At 40.8% G+C, this 18286-nt stretch carries 15 protein-coding genes; 1 reads left to right on the plus strand and 14 read right to left on the minus strand.

Going from position 1 to position 18286, the window contains the following annotated elements:
• Window positions 1-2: 2 nt before the first annotated feature.
• The 4 genes from FGL72_RS04835 to FGL72_RS04850 form a co-directional block, all read right to left on the minus strand.
• Window positions 3-989, minus strand: coding sequence for a PhoH family protein (locus tag FGL72_RS04835; protein WP_004899800.1), 987 nt, complete (start codon window positions 987-989; stop codon window positions 3-5).
• 61 nt (window positions 990-1050) lie between these two features.
• A complete protein-coding gene (locus FGL72_RS04840) occupies window positions 1051-2247 on the minus strand; it encodes an ammonium transporter (protein ID WP_004907014.1) in 1197 nt (398 codons plus the stop codon).
• A 142-nt stretch (window positions 2248-2389) separates the two neighbouring features.
• Entirely contained in the window at window positions 2390-3811 is a 1422-nt protein-coding gene (gene pyk, locus FGL72_RS04845) for a pyruvate kinase (RefSeq protein WP_004899803.1), read from the minus strand.
• A 95-nt stretch (window positions 3812-3906) separates the two neighbouring features.
• A complete protein-coding gene (locus FGL72_RS04850; protein ID WP_146992830.1) occupies window positions 3907-7248 on the minus strand; it encodes a DNA polymerase III subunit alpha in 3342 nt (1113 codons plus the stop codon).
• A gap of 127 nt (window positions 7249-7375) precedes the next feature.
• Here FGL72_RS04850 and FGL72_RS04855 point away from each other — a divergent pair, with 127 nt between their 5' ends.
• Window positions 7376-7573, plus strand: a complete 198-nt coding sequence (locus FGL72_RS04855; RefSeq protein WP_004899807.1) for a YjzD family protein — start codon at window positions 7376-7378, stop codon at window positions 7571-7573.
• 28 nt (window positions 7574-7601) lie between these two features.
• On the opposite strand, the gene FGL72_RS04860 is transcribed toward FGL72_RS04855, so the two are convergent.
• The 10 genes from FGL72_RS04860 to FGL72_RS04905 are packed head-to-tail and all read right to left on the minus strand — an operon-like array spanning window position 7602 to window position 18097.
• On the minus strand, window positions 7602-8486 hold the full coding sequence (locus FGL72_RS04860; RefSeq protein WP_085698971.1) for a type I 3-dehydroquinate dehydratase: 885 nt from the start codon (window positions 8484-8486) through the stop codon (window positions 7602-7604).
• Window positions 8483-9037 carry a hypothetical protein gene (locus FGL72_RS04865; RefSeq protein WP_004904053.1) on the minus strand — a complete coding sequence of 185 codons (555 nt, stop codon included), beginning with the start codon at window positions 9035-9037 and terminating at the stop codon, window positions 8483-8485. Before FGL72_RS04865 ends, FGL72_RS04860 begins: the two co-directional genes overlap by 4 nt.
• Window positions 9034-9834: a shikimate kinase gene (locus tag FGL72_RS04870; RefSeq protein ID WP_036058330.1), complete on the minus strand. Its 801-nt coding sequence runs from the start codon at window positions 9832-9834 to the stop codon at window positions 9034-9036. Before FGL72_RS04870 ends, FGL72_RS04865 begins: the two co-directional genes overlap by 4 nt.
• Before the next feature lie 10 nt (window positions 9835-9844).
• A complete protein-coding gene (locus tag FGL72_RS04875; protein ID WP_085698969.1) occupies window positions 9845-10687 on the minus strand; it encodes a prephenate dehydrogenase in 843 nt (280 codons plus the stop codon).
• The gene (aroA, locus tag FGL72_RS04880) at window positions 10684-11979 is read right to left on the minus strand and encodes a 3-phosphoshikimate 1-carboxyvinyltransferase (RefSeq protein WP_085698967.1); all 1296 of its coding nucleotides are present in this window, start codon (window positions 11977-11979) and stop codon (window positions 10684-10686) included. The genes FGL72_RS04875 and aroA overlap by 4 nt, the downstream gene beginning before the upstream one ends.
• A 34-nt stretch (window positions 11980-12013) precedes the next feature.
• On the minus strand, window positions 12014-13192 hold the full coding sequence (gene aroC / locus FGL72_RS04885) for a chorismate synthase (RefSeq protein WP_085698965.1): 1179 nt from the start codon (window positions 13190-13192) through the stop codon (window positions 12014-12016).
• A gap of 27 nt (window positions 13193-13219) precedes the next feature.
• Window positions 13220-14302 (minus strand): 3-dehydroquinate synthase, encoded by a 1083-nt coding sequence (aroB, locus tag FGL72_RS04890; protein ID WP_085698963.1) that lies wholly within the window; start codon window positions 14300-14302, stop codon window positions 13220-13222.
• Between the two features lie 29 nt (window positions 14303-14331).
• Complete coding sequence (aroF, locus tag FGL72_RS04895) at window positions 14332-15327, minus strand: 3-deoxy-7-phosphoheptulonate synthase (protein WP_085698961.1); 996 nt, start codon at window positions 15325-15327, stop codon at window positions 14332-14334.
• Window positions 15311-16156 (minus strand): shikimate dehydrogenase family protein, encoded by an 846-nt coding sequence (locus FGL72_RS04900; protein WP_040176829.1) that lies wholly within the window; start codon window positions 16154-16156, stop codon window positions 15311-15313. The genes aroF and FGL72_RS04900 overlap by 17 nt, the downstream gene beginning before the upstream one ends.
• Before the next feature lie 3 nt (window positions 16157-16159).
• Window positions 16160-18097 carry a transketolase family protein gene (locus FGL72_RS04905; protein ID WP_085698959.1) on the minus strand — a complete coding sequence of 646 codons (1938 nt, stop codon included), beginning with the start codon at window positions 18095-18097 and terminating at the stop codon, window positions 16160-16162.
• Window positions 18098-18286 lie beyond the last annotated feature (189 nt).

Here is an 18286-nt window from a genome sequence, read left to right on the forward strand (position 1 = left end):
TTTTAATGCTCCTTTTTCAGCAATGCAAGTCGCTCTTCTGCTGCCTCATAAGCATTAACAATTAGACCAACAACAGGATGACGAACAACATCTGCACTACTAAAGCGTACAAATGCAATACGATTCACATCTGCCAAAATCTTTTGTGCTGAAATCAAACCAGACTTGGCCCCACGAGGTAAATCAATTTGGGACACATCGCCGTTAACGATCATCTTAGAGCCAAAACCCAATCGGGTCAAGAACATTTTCATTTGCTGATTTGTTGTATTTTGCGCTTCATCCAAAATGATAAATGCATCATCTAAAGTACGGCCACGCATATAAGCCAGTGGCGCAATTTCAATTACACCCCGATCCATCAAACGCTGTGTTTGCTCAGCACCAATAATCGCATTCATAGCATCATATATTGGACGCAAATATGGGTCAACTTTTTCTTTAAGGTCACCAGGCAAAAATCCCAATGATTCACCAGCTTCAACAGCAGGTCGTGTAATAATAATACGTTCAACTTCACCACGTTTTAGAGATGAAATTGCCATAACAACGGCTAGGTAGGTTTTTCCCGTACCTGCCGGACCAATACCAAAGGTTATATCATTCTTTCTGATTGCTTGTATATATTGACGTTGGCCAAAGTTTTTAACTCGAACAGCTCGTCCCTTGTTATCTCTGATTAATGTTTCCGAGTATAAATCGCCAAAATACTCCAGCGTCCCTCTTTGTGCCATTGTTACGGCACTAACGACATCTGTCGGCGACAGATTGATTTGATGTTTAATCAAGTTAGTTAATTCTGATAACACTGCCCGCGCCAACTGCACTTGCGATTCATCGCCAGAAATGGTCATTTGATCGCCACGCGCATGTAATTGAACTGATAGTCCTTCTTCAATTAAACGGAGGAAATTGTCATTAACCCCAATCAATTTTGTCTGTTGTTCTGCGTTTTCAAATGTAAAAATTTGCTGTATTTGTGCTGACAAATTGCAAATCCCCTTTACCTTATTTCTTTTCATTTTAACACAAAAAAAGGGCTAATGCCCGTTATTCCACTGTTAAATCATGCATAATCACATCATAGCCCTTAGCCTCTTCTTCAGGAGTTAACCGCAATGGTGCAGCAATAATTTCAGTAATTTTAGCTAATATAAAAGTACCCACTGCAGCAAAGACGACTGTAAATAAAATAGCCACTAACTGTTTCCAAAGTAGTGAAGCGTCACCACTAATTAAGCCGGCCACGCCACCAATTTGTTTATCTGCAAAAACACCTGTTAGTAACGCACCAACAGCGCCACCAATACCATGTATCCCAAAGGCATCAAGGGTATCGTCATACCCAAAACTATTTTTAACAAATGTTATGCCAGCGAATCCTACAAAGCCAGCAATCAGTCCCATAATTACCGCAGCCCATGGTGCAACAAAGCCAGCAGCAGGTGTAATGGCGACTAGACCAGCCACACCACCACTTGTAATGCCGGTTAACGTCGCACGTTGGTGTAAGTAGTATTCAGCTAATGCCCACGTTAAGACGGCAGCAGCCGAAGCTAGCCAAGTGTTGACCAATGCCAATACCGCTGTTCCATTAGCAGCTAGTGCAGAACCTGAGTTGAATCCAAACCACCCAACCCATAGTAAGGCACCACCAATCAAGACGTAAGACGGCCGAACTGGAATATGCTTGGATTGGTGCCGATGACCAATCATTAGCGCTAAGACAAGACCTGTAACACCACTAGAAATATGCACAACAGTACCACCAGCGAAGTCAATTGCTCCTAATTTAGCCAGGAAGCCACCACCCCAAACCATGTGTGCCAAAGGAGAATAGATAACAATTAACCATAAAATCATAAAGACAATCATTGCTTTAATTCGAACACGTCCTATGACTGAGCCAGTGATAATAGCAGCTGTGATAATTGGAAACATGCCTTGAAATAATGCAAAAGCACCATCAGGTATTGTTAACCCTCTACTTGATCGATTAAAGGAAACGTCGAACATCAAAATATGATTTAAATTACCAATCACATCACCACTACCGCCAAACGCTAGCGAATAACCTGCAAAAAACCAAACCAAAGTAGCAATACCAATAATTAAAACTGGCACAAACATAGTATGTAATAGATTGCGTTTTTCACCAAGACCGCCGTAAAACAGTGCCAATCCCGGTGTCATTAACCAAACTAATGCCGCTGATATTAATACCCAAGCCAAATCACCTGTATTCATAAAAGAACATGCCTCCATTTCTCATTGATATAATTTTATCAGGTAGACCAATTATATAAATGAAAGATGATAGGTTTTGTGACATGTCATTTCAGAAAACGATGACACAAAAAAGACTACACTTCTGTAGTCTTTAAAACCATTATACTGTTTGCACAGTAATCATGTTAGTTGTACCAGATTGTGACATTGGCACACCGGCAGCGATAACGATTGTATCACCGCTTTCTGCCAAGCCTTGTTCCTTAACAGCTGTCTTAGCTAACGCAATCATTTCATCAATTGTTGATGGTGCATCATAAACAACTGGCAACACACCATAATTCAAAGTCAAGCCACGTTGTACGCGTTCTGAGTACGTTACGGCCAAAACATTCACATCAGGACGGTGTTTTGATACCATGCGGGCAGTGTAACCTGAGTTTGTTGAAACAACAACTGCCTTGGCATTAACACTGCGTGCAATACGTGTGACAGCTGAAGCAACAGCTTCAGTTGAATCAGATTCATCGAAGACGATTTCTTCATGACGACCATTTTCACGTAATGATGTTTCAGCCTTTTCATCAATAGCAGCCATTGTGGCAACAGATTCAACTGGATAATCACCATTAGCTGATTCACCTGACAACATTGTTGCATCTGTACCATCAAAGACGGCATTGGCAACATCGGAAGCTTCGGCACGTGTTGGACGTGGGTTCTCTTCCATTGAGTCAAGCATCTGTGTTGCTGTAATAACTGGCAAACCAATCTTGTTCATCTTGCGAATCATGTCCTTTTGAACCAAAGGCACATTTTCAGCAGGAATTTCAACACCCATGTCACCACGTGGTACCATCAAGGCGTCTGAAACTTCAAGAATAGCATCTAAGTTGTCGATACCTTCTTGTGATTCAATCTTAGGAATAATTTGAACGTGTTCCATGTTCTTTTCTTTCAAAAGTTCACGAATTTCTAACACGTCTTCTGGCTTACGAACAAATGATGCTGCAATATAATTGATTTCGTGGTCTAAACCAAAACGAATATCATCAGCATCTTTTTCTGTAATACCTGGTAAGTTAATTGATACACCTGGTGCGTTAACACCCTTACGTGATCCCAAGATACCATCGTTGTCAATGCGAACAACAAGTTCACGGTTGGCATCATCTTTTTCAAGAACAGTCGTACCAAGCAAACCATCGTCAAACAAAACTTGTCCATTGACATTAACGTCATCAAACAATCCGGCGTAAGTCACAGCAATCTTTTCTTTAGTACCCTCAATGTTATCATCCATTGAGATACGAAGTGTGTCACCTGTATGGAATTCAATCTTACCGTCGACTTGCTTTGTTGTACGGATTTCAGCACCCTTTGTGTCCAACAAAATACCTACTGTCTTACCAGTAATCTTTTCTGCCTCATGAACTGCGTTCATGCGACCCAAATGTTCCTCGTGATCTCCGTGTGAGAAGTTGAAACGGAATACGTTTGCGCCCGCCTCGATCAACTTAACGATTGTTTCGACATCAGATGATGACGGACCAAGTGTTGAGACGATTTTCGTCTTTTTCATGGTTAAATAGCTCCTTAGTTATCTTGGTTGTTGCTTGTGCAACTCTACCCAAACTCTATTTTATACATTATTATTTATTTATACAAGCCATAATCTTAACGACTTCTTCTGAATACAATATTGTCGTAGCCTAGTAATGGCGCTAGTTCACGAATGATAGCGGTTTCACTATTCATCCAAAACTTCGCGTCAATTTGCTGATTTTGATCACTTTTTTGCCAGTGAATGATGATAGGATTATCACCATGATGTTTTTTAAAAATCTCTATCACAGCGTGTCGGTTAGCCTCGTTATCGTGTTCTTCATCAAACCGCAAAAACCAGGTACCACTTTCAGCAGTCGGTATTTGCGGTGGTGCCGTTATCTGACGTGCAATAACTGACATTTTGCCGTTATAACTATCAGATTGACCAGTTATTTGAATCATGTTGCCTGTCTTCAACATGTCACTAATTTTGACAAATAGTTGATGAAAAATAGTCAGACTAATTGCTCCAGTAGTATCTGAGACAGTGACAAAGGCCATTGTTTCACCTTTTTTTGTACGTGTTTGTCTAACACTATCAATCATGACAATCATTTTCACTGGTTCTTTAGCCAGCGACACATCTGCAATTTGTTGAAAATCATTTTGTTTTATAATACTGGCAAAAGTGTCTAATGGATGACCTGATAAATTAACGCCGATAGTCTCTTTTTCATGCACTAATTTTTCAGTGAGCGTTATGTCGGCCATTTTCTTGATTTTAGTCTCACTCAAAATTAACTCACCGAAACTGGCAGCCTCAATTAAATCATCTAATGCAGTGACTAACTCAACACGATTATAACCAAAACTGTCAAGTGCACCAGCATAGACCATTTGCGTTAAAATATCCCGCTTGCGAAATTTTTCTGGGAGACGGCGAACGAGTGACTGTATCGACTCAAACGGACCATTATTTTTTCTTTCGTCAATGAGTGCTGCTACAAAATCTGTACGTACACCCTTGATGCTGTGCAAACCCATTTGTAGAAAATCTTTATTGATAGTCCAAAAACGGTCTGATTGGTTGACATTAGGGGCCTTCACAACAATGCCACGTGCTTTTGCTTCTGTGACGTAAAGTCGAATTTTGTCAGGTGACCCTAGATTAGCGTTAAGTAATGCTGTAAAAAAAGCAATGGGATAATGTACTTTCATATACGCCAATTGAAATGACAATTTGCTATACGCTACAGCATGAGACCGATTAAAACCATAATTGGCAAATTCATCAATATATGCAAAAATCTGCTCCGCTTGTGATTGGTCATGGCCTTGACTAACCGCCCCGGAAATAAATTTACCGTGCATATCGGCCATTTGTGCTAATTTTTTCTTAGACATAGCACTACGCAAGACATCGGCTTCACCTAAAGTGAATCCGGCATATTTTTCTGCTACCAACATAACCTGTTCCTGATAAACAATAATACCAAAAGTAGGGGCTAAAATAGTTTTTAAGCTCGGGTCTAAGACGGTAACAGTTTCTTGACCGTGACGACGCTTAATAAAAGATTCAATATTACGACTTGGTCCTGGACGATAAAGCGCATTTACGGCAACAATATGTTCAAATGTAGCAGGTTGTAGTTGCTTCAAAACATGCTTAATACCTGATGATTCAAATTGAAAGACACCATTAGTATCACCCTTGGCATATAATGCCAACGTTGCTTTATCATCTAAAGGCACGTGGCCAATATCAAAGCGATCAGGTAAATATTGTTTTGCATAATACAAGGTCTGTGCCAAAATCGTTAAGTTTGACAAGCCCAAAATATCAATTTTTAATAGTCCTAATGCCTCAACTGGATTTTTCTCAAATTGTGTTAACAATCGCGATTCCGAGCCTGATTGTACGGGCAATGTATTCACAAGTGGCGAATCACTCAAAACCACACCTGCAGCATGTGTTGAATAATTTCGTGGTAAACCTTCTATCTTTTGTGCCGTTTTCAGCAATAAATCACCATTATCAATATCATCTAAAACACGAGATAACGCATCAGAGTCTTTTAAAGCGTCCCCAATTGTTACCCTTCTTCCTTGCTTACCCTGTGGTACGGCATTACTAATACGACTCATCATCGTTTGTGATACGCCAAAAACACGTGCGGTATCACGCAAAGCCTGTTTAGCAGCCAGTGTACCAAAAGTAATAATTTGCGCAAAATTACGCTGGCCGTATTTTTGATGAAGATATGCTAGAACATCTTCTCGCCGATTATCTGGCCAATCAATGTCAATATCCGGCATTTGCACACGCTCTGCATTCAAAAAGCGCTCAAACAAAAGACCAAATTTAACAGGATCAATATCGGTAATTCCTAATGAAAACGCTACAAGTGACCCAGCAGCAGAACCTCTGCCAGCACCCAATTGAATGTGATTTTGTTTGGCAAAATTAACAATATCCCACACAATCAAAAAGTAATCATTAAAACCTAGTTTATTAATAATTGCTAATTCGTTGTGTAAACGCTCTAAATACTGGGCGTGTTGCTGGCTTGTAATATGCATTTTAGCATTCAAGCCTGTCATAGCTAGATTTTTGAGATATTCAGCCGCATTGGCTGTTTCAGGTGGGAGTTGAAATGATGGTAAAGCTGTTGTTTGCTTAAATGTTAATGACACATGGCTACGTGCAACAAGCTGTTCATTGTTTTTAAAAGCTAGCTTAAGCGCCTCATCATCTTGATAGCTTTGTCTTAATTGCTCAAAGTCTACTAAAACATGTGAGCCCGATTGTTGTGCTAAAGCCTTGATACCATCTAACTTAACATTAGCATCAATTGCTTTCAAAACTTGTGTTGTGAAGGCATCGTCAGCGTTTAAATAATCAACATCGTCTAAAGCTACCAATGACGCTTGATGTATTTGACTAAACTGTGCCAGTCGCGCCCGTATTTGTGGCGCAAGTTGCGGATGAATGCCAATATATAAATGTTGATCATCAATCTTATTCGATAGCTGATGCCAATAATTATCAACCTCTTGATACTCAGAGGCAATTAATTGTGATAACTCACTATCATGCGGTAAAATGACATGAATACCTTGCAAATGCTCCACCAACAGGTCAAAAGTCATCGTCGTGTCCTGAGCTGTCATTTTGGCGGATGATAACCACATCAGATTTTGATAGCCAGTTTGGTTTTCTGCAATCAGTACCAGTGGAAATGTCGTTGATGTATTAACTAAGCCATTCACTTGAAGCGTGACACCAAAGAGTGGCTTAATCCCCATGTCTTTTGCTTTTTGATAAAACTCAACCGCCCCATACATGACATTAATGTCCGTTAAAGCAATAGCCTCATAATGGCGGTCTTTCGCAGTTCTAATAATTTGCGTTATTGTATTAGGATTTTTCAATAAGCTATATGCGCTTAAAATTTGTAAAGGTGCGTACATTAGGCCTCCGTTACTTGCCGTATTCTAATACGAAACTTTGTTCCCTTTAATTATACACGAAAACCTCTTAAAAAGGTTGCGCTTTTCACAAAAAGGCGTATGATAGTTTTGTAAAGAGGTGGAACACATGAAATTTATTACAGTTGCTGTCTGGTCAGCTATTTTCGGCGAAATTTTAGGCTACATCGTTTCCCAATTAACAGCAGGCACTTATTCATTTACAACCGTTGCCATTATCGCCATTGTTGTTGGCGAAATTGCACTTGTTGCGATACCTGCTATTTCTGGTTCAGCTGCCTCAAAAGAAACGTTAGCTGAAAAATAAAAAAGACGTGCGAATTTGCGCGTCTTTTTTATTTTTGCCAAGCTTGTAATAATTCATCTATTGTTAATTGACCGGGTGCGCTTGTTTGTTGATTATCTAATGTGGCAAATGTCATTTCTGAGCCATAGCGATAACCAACTACACGTGACTGCTGGCCAATCAGTCCCATGCTTATCGTAATTAATGGTTGTTGGACTGATGCATCCTGCGTTGCATCAAGTAATAGTTGCACATCTGCTAACGTTTTTGGCATGACAGCTAACTTGATAATATCAGCGCCTGTACGACTCATATCGGTTATCAACTGATCAACTGCCCGTGTTTCATTGAAATCGTGATACGACAAGATAACGGGTGTGTTTGTTTCATGGGCAGCAGCAATAATTTTATCTCGCAACTCACTTGCAAGTGTATACTCAACATCAACAGCAGCAAAATGGTAACCTGAGTGCAATGCTGAAACCATGAAAGTAGTGTATTCAATCGGTGAAAGTTCGCCTTGTCCACCTTGCGCCTTTGTGCGATAAGTCAATATAATTGGAAAACTACCAATGGTGTTAAAGACGGACCCAGCCAATTCTTTAATAATTTGACTGTTCATGATTGGCCAGTTTGCATTAAACTCTTCCTGAGCACGGTCCATCTCAGCCAGCTTTTTAGCTTCTGTCATTGCCGATACATTTTTCTGTGATAACTCTGCTTGTGCGCCCGCTTTGACTTGCTGCCACACCATGACTTGACTAAATTCATCAGCAATATAGTCAGCGCGCCATTCAACAATATCTGGATTTTTTTCTTGTAGCGCCCGAGCAAAGGGCGTTAACTTATCAGTTGGTCCCAATGTCAATGGCACGGCAATAATTGGCTTATCATCTAAGCTAGCTGGTAACTTCAATAATTCTCTTAACGTCATTTAATTTGATAAACGACCCATACCATCTGCGGCTGCAAACTTTGGCGTACTTGGTACTTAGGGTCTTCACTTTCTGGTAATTTTAGAAACTGTTCTTCCGATACTATTGTAAACCGATTCTGATCATTTATAAAGCCCGCCAAGGCAACTGGCTTACTTGGTGAAAAAACGACAGAAGGCCCCCAAGCATTATCTAAACCTTGCTCACGTAAGTAGCGCAAAAGCAACCCTTCTGTGGCAGCGTGGATAATTGCCACATTTCGCTTAAACTTTGTATTTTCAACCAAACTAAGTGTCAGTAATGGTAAAGCAAAAGTTGTCACTATAGCAAGGCGTTGCCATTCTGAATAATTAATATCAGCCCAATTGAGTTCGGGTAAACGATTAGATTTAAATGCCACAGGCACAATTAATTGATCACCGACATAATCGTCTAAATGTAAAAAAATTTCTTCAAAACTGTCATGCAGTACTATTTTTTGCGTCGTTATGAAATGCATTGCAGCACGTTGTGAATCCGTTCCTGTAGGGCCTAATGTGTGTAATTTCATCGTTTCAACTGCTTATTTTCCTTTGCAATAGCTGATGACGTCAAAATTGTCATTATCTGATCAATCATTTCATCTGTAATATCTTCAGATTGTTCAAAATCATATTTTAGTAACGTACGCATGTTACGCATTCTTTCCTGCTGTATGGTTGCCATACCAAATTGCGCTTTATAGTGAGCGACAGCTGTGACCACTTGCATCCGCCGTTCAATAATCTGAAAAATTTGACGATCGAACGCATCTATTTCTGAACGTAATTGCAGTAATGCCAACTCATCTTCATTAGTACTAAATAGCGCAATAATCTCTGCGGCAATTCTTTCCGGTGTTTTGCCAACAGTTTCAACTGTAAAATTAGCAATCATTTTGTATTTAGGATCACGTAACTGCCATAAATTAAAAAAGTCAGCTGTTGATTTTTCTTGTAATAACGGCCGCTGGCCTTCTATTAATAGTCGATTAATGGTACTCTCTAAATTACCGTGCAAGTAAATAACTGTTGCAGCAGATTGCTTCAGTATCTCTAAATTTTCCATGCGTTCAACCACACCGCCACCTGTTGCTACGATACCTTTAAATGTTTGTAAACTAGCTAATACCTCTGATTCAATCTGGCGGAAACCTGCTTCACCCCGTGACCGAAAGAGTTCAGGAATAGACTGTTTAGCTATACGTTCAATTTCAGAATCAATATCTACAAACTGTGAGTGGTGTTGACGGGCAATTTCTTGGCCAACGGTTGTTTTTCCTGCTCCCATAAAGCCAACTAAAATGAGTGTTTCTGGTTCTTTAATCATCATTATTACCTCATAATTGTTGTCGTGCGTGTTGCGCTTGTGTGATGAGCTTTTCTAAACCAAGACTGTCATTTTGACGTAAAACTTGATTAAAGCGATGCAATTCATCAATCAAGTCCTGATTACTCGATAAAATAGCAGCTTTATTACTGAGTAATATATCACGCCAAACTTCTGGATTACTTGCTGCAATACGTGTTGTGTCTTTGAAACCACCGGCCACATAGGGACCAAAATCAGAAACTGAATGGAAATGTTGCATAATTGCATTCATTAAGGCAAATGAGACAATATGTGGCACATCACTAATCCATGACACCAATTCATCATGTTGCTGCGCATCTATTTCAATGAAGCGTGCCGCTATCGGTGCCAGAATACTCTGTAATTTGATAACCGTCTCTTTTGGCGCATGTTTTGTCACTAGAAAATATGGTACTTCACGATATAAATCACTATTTGCGGCGCTAACACCGCTATTCTGTGTCCCAGCCATTGCATGGCCACCAATGAAAGTCGCTGTTTTAGGGACAAACGCTTCAGCCAGTGACATAATTTCTGACTTAGTCGACCCCGTATCTGTAATAATAACATTGGGTTTAAGTGGTAACACTGCTAATTGTTTTAGTGTTTGCTTAATGACAGCAATCGGTGTGGCTAAAATAATAACTTCGGCGCGACTGACGACATCAGCTAAACTAGTAGCCGTCTCATCTACAATGTTGTTTGCCATCGCATATTGGCGTGATAACAGCTGATTATCAATCCCTATCACGTGATTCTCAACACGCTGACTTAAAGCACTTGCTAATGACGCCCCCATCTCCCCGAGACCTTGAATCACAATAATCATAGCATAACCTCAGATAAATCTTCTAAAAAGCCAGGATAAGATACACTCATCGCATCTTCGCCAGTCAATATCACATCGCCTGTTGTAATCAGTGCAGCGATGGCATTCATCATTGCAATACGATGATCCCCACAGGAATCGAGCAGCACAGCATCATTATCTGCAGTCAATGACTGACCACCATGAATAATCATACCGTCGGGTTTTTCTTCAATATTGGCTCCAAGCTTACTTAACTCTGAGATAACAGTCGCAATACGATCTGTCTCTTTGACACGTAACTCTTCTGCGCCAGAAATTATCGTATCGCCATCGGCTTGTGTCGCTGCTAGAGCAATAATTGGTAGTTCATCTACTGCACTGGGTATATCAGCAGCCGTAATATCAATACCATGCAAAGTTTGTGTTCTAACTGTCAAATCAGCTAAGGGTTCACCTTGCGTGTCTATCGGCGTCACTTCAATACTAGCGCCCATGCGCGTTAATATTTTTAAGATACCATCACGCGTTGGGTTAATACCAACACGATTAATGGTTAATTCAGAGTTTGGTGTAATTAAGGCAGCCACTAAGAAAAAGGCTGCACTGGAGATATCTGCCGGTACGTCAACATGTTGCCCTTGAAGTTGTTGCTGTTTTTTTAGCGTGATAACACCGTTTTTAGATTCAAGTTGACCACCAAATTGTCGCAACATACGCTCAGTATGATCTCGTGATGCTATTTTTTCAATCACACGCGTTTCACCTTCAGCCTGAATACCCGCTAATAAAATAGCACTTTTAACTTGTGCTGAGGCTACTGGCATATCGTAAGTGATGCCACGCAGTGTTGCATTAGCCTGAATGACACCTGGTAAAGTCCCGTTGGCAGTTAAATCAATTTTGGCGCCCATCTCTGTTAAGGGTTTCATCACACGTGTCATTGGTCGCTGGCTTAATGATTCATCGCCAATGATTGACATATCAAAATTTTGTTTGCTCAGTAACCCCATGAGCAGCCGTGTGGATGTACCAGAGTTACCCATGTCAAGTGGCTTTTTAGGTGGTGTTAAACCGTCAAATCCTTGCCCTTGAATACGCACACTATTTTCATTTTGTTGAATAGCCACACCTAAATTACGAAAAACTGTCATCGTGTGTAACACATCATCTGAAGCTAAAAAATTAGTAATTACCGTTTGCCCTTTGGCAATAGCGCCAAACATTAACGCACGATGTGATATTGATTTGTCACCAGGCACAGTGACATGTCCATGTAACCCATGTGCTGAGGCAGGCGTGAGTCTAATCATGCTATTCCTCCTGAAATGATATCATTATTGTCTATTAAAATGCTTTGACCTCTTGACGGTAGGCAGCAACTTGCTCTTTCATACGATCGATGTTATCGGCATCAAATTTATCTAAAACCGCTTTGGCCAACTCAATAGCTACCATCGCTTCAGCAATAACAGCCGCAGCAGTCACAGCCGTTGTATCAGAACGTTCAATTGATGCCCGATGATCTTGATGTGTATCAATATCAACAGATTGCATTGGACGGTAGAGTGTCGGAATGGGCTTAACAACACCTCGTACAACGATGGCTTCACCTGTGGTCATCCCCCCTTCAAACCCACCTAAATTATCAGAGCCACGATAAAATCCCTTCTCAGGTCGCCAAAAAATTTCATCCATGACTTGGTCGCCATACTTTTCTGCATTATCAAAACCACCACCAAATTGCACCCCTTTAAAAGCATTAATGCCAACAATAGCCCGTGCAATTTTAGCGTCTAATTTATCGTCAGCTGAAATATAGGAACCTAAGCCTACAGGCACCCCTGTTGCCATTACTTGAACCTGACCGCCCACGGTATTGGCATCACGTTTAGTGCTATCAATTACATCTCGAATCGCTTTATCAGCAGCAGCATCTAATGCACGCGTCTCAAAACTCTCAGTCACCTGACGTAATGCTTCTAAATCTTGATATTGTGTTAACGTTGATAAATCCGATTTAGCTGGGCCAACATTAACAACGAAGCCATGTACATCAACACCAATTTCGGCTAATAATTTTTTAGCCACAGCACCAACTGCTACTCGCATTGTTGTTTCACGTGCAGATGATCTTTCTAAAACATTACGCAAATCATCATGGTGACGATATTTAATCCCACCAACTAAATCAGCGTGACCTGGACGGGGCCGTAAGACCTTACGAAGACTATTCTCTGGTGTTTGTGGCTCGTTTGGTGCCATAATCTTTGACCAATTATTGTGGTCATCATTATGTACATTTAGGGTAATTGGCGAACCTAAAGTCTTTTGATGACGTATGCCAGTCAGAAAAGTGACTGTATCCGTTTCGATTTTTTGTCGTTCTCCTCGGCCATATCCTTTTTGTCGTCTAGCCAATTGCGCATTAACATCTTCCTGTGTGATGTGTAATCCGGCAGGAATACCTTCAATAACCGCAATTTCTTCTGGTCCGTGGCTTTCACCAGCAGTTGTATATCTCATGATGTTTTATCTAACAAATAAATATTGCTATCTGTTATTCCCTTCATTTTCATTAATAAAATCTGGCATGTCGACAATCGCTTTTTGCACAATCATCGGCTGACCTATATCTTTAAGTACAACTAAATTTAATCGCCCACCGCGATTTTTTTTATCGTTAACCATGTGTTTGAAAAAAGCTGGCGTGCCAATCAAATCAGATGTTGTTGGTAAATCAACTGTTTCAAGTCTGGCACGCAAAGCCGCGGTTAATGAAGCCGGTGTCAGACCGTCACGTGTCATACGTGATGACATAGCAATCATACCAATAGCAACAGCTTCACCATGGCGTAATTCACCATGAGCCAATAATTCAATGGCATGACCAATAGTATGACCAAAGTTCAAAAATTGCCTTTGTCCTGCTTCTTTTTCATCAGCCATTACCACTTGTGCTTTATATGCAACCGCACGGGTCGATAATTTTTCCGCATTGTCACGTATGTCAGTCACACCATAAATACGGCCTGTTAAATCAAAGAAACTACCACCGGCTAACACCGATGTCTTGACAACTTCTGCATAACCTTCAACCAAATCGCGATCTGCTAGTGTATCAAGGTAGGTCGGATCGACAAGGACTAAATCAGGTTGATAAAAAGTACCTGCAATATTTTTCGTGTGCGACAAATTAATAGCCGTTTTGCCGCCGACAGATGAATCGACCTGTGCAGTAAGTGATGTCGCAATTTGTATCAAAGCAATACCGCGCATGTAAAGCGATGCCACAACACCACCTAAGTCACCAATGACACCACCACCTAAGGCAATTAAACCGTCATCACGCGTAAAACCTTTTTCGGCCATCTTGCCAATCAATTCACCTACTGTCTTCAAGGATTTAGAACTTTCCCCAGCTGGTACTTGTAATGGTAAAACCTCAAATCCAGACATCTCAAGTTGTTGTTGCACCGCTGTTAAATAAAGTGGCCCAACATGACTATCTGTCAGTAACGCTATTCGTCTTGGTGTCCAGACAAGGCTAACTGCTTGCCCAATTTCTTGATGTAGACGGCGGTCTATTTTCACTTGATACTGTTTTTTTTCTAAGGACACTGTGATGACTGTCATGCGTCAAAATTCCCTTCGTTTTTTGTCTTTTATTCTTCTATCACCGCACGAATGCCATTAACTTTCTGACTCAGTTTGGCAAATTGATCAGGTGTTAACGCCTGTGCGCCATCAACGAATGCATGCACTGGATCATCGTGTATTTCTGTCATGAGTCCTTGCGCACCAGCAGCCACAGCGGCCAATGCTAGTGGTGTGACAAACTTTGCAACGCCAGCAGCATGTGATGCATCAGCAATAACTGGAAAATGAGTTAAACTTTGCAGCACTGGTATGGCTGACACGTCGATAGTATTTCTAGTGTACTTGTTGTCATAAGTACGAATACCGCGCTCCATTAAAATAATTTGATTATTACCACCAGCTACAATGTATTCAGCAGCATTTAATAGGTCGTCTATTGTTGCTGACATGCCTCGTTTTAAGACCACTGGTTTGCGTTTTTGTCCAAGTGCTTTTAGTAAAGCAAAGTTTTGCATATTACGTGTGCCAACTTGAAAAATATCTGTGTATTCGGCAACTAAATCGACATCTTTGGTATCTAGTATTTCTGTTACCATATCCATTCCTAAAGCATCAGCTGCCGCACGATGAGCCTTTAAGCCCGCTTCACCATTCCCCTGGAATGAATAAGGCGACGTTCTTGGCTTAAAAGCACCACCACGTAAAACAGTTGCACCGGCTGCTTTCACAGCTCTTCCCATCTCAAGCACGTGTGCTGCACTTTCAATGGCATCTGGTCCTGCCATGAATACAAAATGTTTACCACCAATCATACTGTGCTTCGTTTTAATGATGGTGTCTTCTGGATGAAAATCTCGTGATGATGCGATAGCTGTATGGTGATTGGTAATCACTTCTAAAATATCATTTTTTAAATCGTCTAACGTTGCTTCAGGTAAAATCTTAACACCAGCCAACGCCACCCGATTATGATGTACAAAAACAGGTTTGATGGGATTATTTGTGTCAAGTTTCTGTGCGATTCTATGAGCTGTATCATTGTCTTTAGTTACTAATATCATTATCTTTTCCTCTTACTGCATTTGCCATTAATTGACGGTCTGCCGGTTGATTAAACCAAAATTCGAAGCTTAGTGCGCCTTGGTTAATTAACATCGACAGGCCATTTTGTATTAAAAGTTGTTGTTTTTGTGCGGTCTTAAGCAGACCAGTTTGCTGATTGCGATAAATCATATCCACAACCAATGCATGTTGTGGTAATAGACTAATTTGATAGTCTGTAAGTAGTGTTCTGGCATCATTCATCCCAACGGTTGTGGCATTGATTAGCATGTCGGCATTGACTAACGCGTCAGTCAACGCCTGATTGTCAGCTAAATCTGATAACTGACCAATACCTTGGCTTAGGTAAGCAACTTGTGTCTCTCGTTGCGACCAATCAGTGTGTGAACGATTAAAAACTGCTAAATGACGTACACCATAATGATGTGCTGTAGCAATAACCGATTTAGCAGCCCCACCGTTACCAAGTATGACAACATGTTCATGTGGTTGATGCGGATTAATACTTTGCCAAAAACCATCACCGTCTGTTGATGTACCTACCAAACGGCCATTAATGTTTTTAACTGTGTTAACAGCCTGTAATCGTTGCGCTAAAGGCGTCAATTCATCTAAAAATGGTACAATAGCTGATTTAAATGGCGTCGATACGTTAAAGCCACCCACATGCAAGGCACGCAAACCCAAAACTGCTGATTCTAAATCGCTGGGTATAATATCAAAACTATGATAATGACCGTTAATTTGTCGTGCTATCATCATCTCATTCTGCATGATAGGTGATAACGAGTGTGCTGCTGGGTGAGCAATTAAGCCATATAAAGTCATGCGTTATTTCTCCAAATGTTGATTAATTTTAGCAACAATACAACTGGTGGTCATGCCGAAAGTATCTAATAGTGTCTGTGGCTTGGCACTTAAGCCAAACTCATCAATACCGATGACTAGACCATTATCACCTGCTACGGCTTGCCATCCCAGCGTTGTGCCTGCCTCTATTATCACATTTTTCGCACCATCTTTGGGTATGATTTCTGCTTTACTATCTGAACTTTGAGCTAAAAAGCGAGTCATATTAGGCATAGAAATGACACGATTAGTTTGCTGTAGTTGTTGACTAACTGCCAAAGCTAATTGTACTTCAGACCCAGAAGCGATGATATTGACCACAGGACTTTCATGTGCCACTATTTGTGTCGCTCCATGTTGAATGGCTAATTGTCCCGATAATTTATCGCCTTGTGTGCCAATCACACCGCGACTCAGAATCAATACTGTTGGTCGCTTTTTCGATGATAGAGCAAATTGCCAGGCGGAAGCAATTTCTTCTGCTGTACCAGGCCGCAAGACATCAACGCCTGGTATTAATCGCAACCCCATTAACTGTTCTATTGGTTGGTGTGTCGGGCCATCCTCACCTACGGTAAGACTATCATGCGTAAAAACGTAAATCACTGGTAACTTCTGTAAAGCACTTAAACGAATAGCTGCTTTCATATAATCCGAAAAAGCTAAGAATGTTGCTCCAAATATTTTTGTGTCACCGTGTAGTGCAATACCATTCATAATACTGCCCATACCAAATTCTCGGACACCAAAAGCAATGTTACGTTCCGTGCGATTATCAGGTGAAAATAAACCAGAACCAACTATCTCGGCTTGCGTGGAAGCAACTAAATCAGCCGATCCACCCCATATCTGGGGCATTTGTTTTGCAAACTGTTGTAAAACGTGACCCGCTATTTGTCGTCCAGGGCGTGACTTGATATGTTCTGATAGATTTGGTAATTCTAACGGGATCTCGGCCATCTGCTGCTTATAAGCTATCAACTCAGCTTTCCTTGGGACAGGCATCGTAGACAAACGGTGTTTAATACGTGTACGTATTGAAGACAAGATATTTTCATCTAATGTAAATCGTGTCATTTGCACATCAAGTACAGCTGATAAATCCTCTAACTGTTTGGCTGTCAAAGGCGTGCCATGCGCTCTGTGACTATTTTCAAATGGTCCATGAATGCCAATAATATTCTTAACAGCAATCAACGTTGGTTCGGGTGATAACTTGGCATTTTCAATCGCATCGTGAATCATGCTAATATCATTACCATCAGCAACATGGCGTATATCCCAGCCGTAGCTTTCAAAACGTTGTAGTTGATTTGATGTATCCGAACGTGATTTCGAACCATCTAACGTGACGTCATTATCATCGTATAACACAATCAGTTTAGATAATTGTTGTTGACCTGCGAGACTAGCTACTTCATGACTAACCCCCTCCATTAAATCACCATCACCAACTAATGCGAATGTTAAATGATTAATAACGCTAGGAAATAATGCATGCTGTCGTGCCTCTGCCATGGCCATACCAACAGCCATGCCTAACCCCTGCCCCAACGGCCCTGTCGTCGCTTCAACGCCAGGTGTTACCCCTTTTTCTGGATGACCGGGTGTTTTCGAATGCAGGGTACGAAATTGTGATAAATCAGATGGCTTAATATCAAAACCAGCAGCATATAGCGTAGCGTATAATAAAGCCGCGCCATGACCAGCAGACAAAACAAAGCGGTCACGGTTGAGCATTCCCGGATCTTGCGGATTAATACGCATTTGATTAGCATATAATTCATATAATATGGGTGCAGCACCTAATACAATACCAGGATGACCAGATCCAGCTTCGGTAATCATTTGATTTGCTAAAACACGTAAATGATTCACATGTTTCAAGTCAGTCTCAGTCGTAGTTAATAATTCACTCATACTATTCCTCCAAAAAAATCGTACTAGGTGCAGTTCACCTAGTACGATTTTCTAAATAGTCATCAATTGACAAATAAAAAGCCACTAAGTGATGCTCACCTAGTGACTCAGCCTCGAAAAGCTTCTGGTCGCTAAGTGCGTCGTATACCGACGCACTTAACATGCGACGGTTCTACATAAACCAGAAGT

Origin of the sequence: Leuconostoc citreum (genome assembly GCF_007954785.1) — a bacterium.
Lineage (GTDB): Bacteria > Bacillota > Bacilli > Lactobacillales > Lactobacillaceae > Leuconostoc > Leuconostoc citreum.